Source organism: Corynebacterium sp. HMSC070H05, from assembly GCF_001837615.1.
Taxonomy (GTDB): domain Bacteria; phylum Actinomycetota; class Actinomycetes; order Mycobacteriales; family Mycobacteriaceae; genus Corynebacterium; species Corynebacterium coyleae.
In genome coordinates this window covers 1-1,661 of the sequence record NZ_KV833286.1, presented here as the reverse complement: position 1 = coordinate 1,661, position 1,661 = coordinate 1, and the positions used below count along the sequence as shown (strand labels likewise).

Here is a 1,661-nt window from a genome sequence, read left to right as displayed (position 1 = left end):
GCCGGAAACCAAGCCGGAAACCAAGCCGGAGGGGCCGGTCGAGGGCCAGGATGACTCCAAGGGCTCGAGCAACGCGCCGATTAGCGTCATCATCGCGGGCGTAGTCGCAGTGCTCAGTGTTCTGTCGCTGCTGCTGGCATTCCCGATCGACCGAGTCCTCGGCCCGATCGCAAGCTTCGGCAAGAAGTAGCGCGCGAAAAGATCGCATGTAGCGCCGCCTGGCTCCGGAAGGGGTGGGGCGGCGCTTCGTCGTTAAGCAAAGACGCAAATCGCGGGTTAAGTAGCAAAAAGTGTGTCCGCTCGGCGTGTCGCGGGGCGGACACACTGTTTGTTACTTCATGAGGCCTTTTCTGATTCCTATCGAGTGTTCGTACTCGGTTGGGATAGCGTTGTCGTAGAAGGCTGGTCGTCCTGTTTCTTGGTCGGCTTTGTTGTGGTCTTCTTCGGCAAGATCGTTGACTTTGGCGAGTTGATCTTGACCAAAATTGCACTGCCTGGCGATGTCTAACGGATCGTCAGGCAGTTGCTTTTTTGGTGTGGAGGTGCCACTCGAGCATTTTCCGTTGGCGTTCCCCGGACCTGCCGCGATGCCCGTCGGCGATGCGTTTGAGTCCGGCGTTGATGCCGCCTTCCAGACTGTTTGTCGTTGACGCCCAGCGTTTTGGCTCAAGCGCATTCGGTGGTGGCTGCAGGTAGGTAAACAGCCAGTTGTTGCGCGATAGATACAGCAGTGAGTTGTAGGCTTTGCGCACTCGTAGATGGGTCCATTCCCACTGGTTATTGAGTGTGCGGCGTTCTTTTGGCACGGGCGTTTTTTCGTTGAGGAATGTTTTGAATACCTGCCCGAAGTCGTGCAGACGCAGCGTCCACTCCCGTGCTTGGTCGAGTGTGGTGATACGGGTCAGCTTCAACGCGAGTGCGTAGATGGCTTTGCCGGCGTCGGTTCGTGGCCGTGAGGTGGTGTAGCGGCGGATGACGCGCTGCGCATGGACGGTTACGTCCCTTAGTGTGGTGTAGCGCTTGCTGATGGTGGGCCCTGGGAAATACAGGGGCGGCCACCGCCAGTGAGGGTGTCAGGAAGTTTGTGTGTGAGGCTCTGATCTAGGAGGAGTTTCACCGATAATGACTACGGTGTCACCGAAGAAAAGCCACGACCCGGCGAGGGTCAACGAGATCAGCGAGAAGCTGATGGAAAATCCTGAGCTGGCCAGCTTGATCAGCGAGCTGTCGGCTTCCGCTGATGATGCCAGCGAGCTGGTCAAAGGCCTGCTGCAGGCATCGATCAACGCCGGTCTTAAGGCAGAGATGGATGCGCATTTGGGCTACGGCCATGCCGATCGTAAGGCGAAGGCCCGGGTGGAAACCGCACAGGCGAACAATCACCGCAACGGGTCGTACACCACAACCGTTGATTCTGGCTACGGCGCGTTGGAAGTGACCATGCCGAGGGATCGTGCCGGCACGTTTGCTCCAACAATGGTGCCCAAAGGCTCCCGTCGGCTCACAGAGCTCGACGACATGATTATCTCGCTGTACGCCGGCGGGATGAACGTGCGTGATATCCAGCACCATCTCGCCACCGCCCTGGGGGTGGATATGAGCCCGGATACGATCAGCACGATCACCGACGCGTGTGTTTTGTCAAGTTGTTTTAGGCCGTT

Annotated in this window: 2 protein-coding genes and 1 pseudogene; 2 read left to right on the top strand and 1 reads right to left on the bottom strand. The window is 58.1% G+C overall.

The window, feature by feature from the left end:
- The coding region (locus HMPREF2617_RS11990; protein ID WP_168168291.1) for a hypothetical protein at positions 1-190 on the top strand (190 nt) is incomplete at its 5' end.
- Between the two features lie 141 nt (positions 191-331).
- Here the strand turns inward: HMPREF2617_RS11990 and HMPREF2617_RS02235 are convergent.
- Positions 332-995 (bottom strand): annotated as a pseudogene (locus HMPREF2617_RS02235) (IS256 family transposase); the annotation flags it as partial.
- 127 nt (positions 996-1,122) lie between these two features.
- On the opposite strand from HMPREF2617_RS02235, the gene HMPREF2617_RS02230 reads away from it, so the two are divergent.
- On the top strand, positions 1,123-1,661 hold a 539-nt coding region (locus HMPREF2617_RS02230; RefSeq protein WP_246821676.1), incomplete at its 3' end, for a transposase.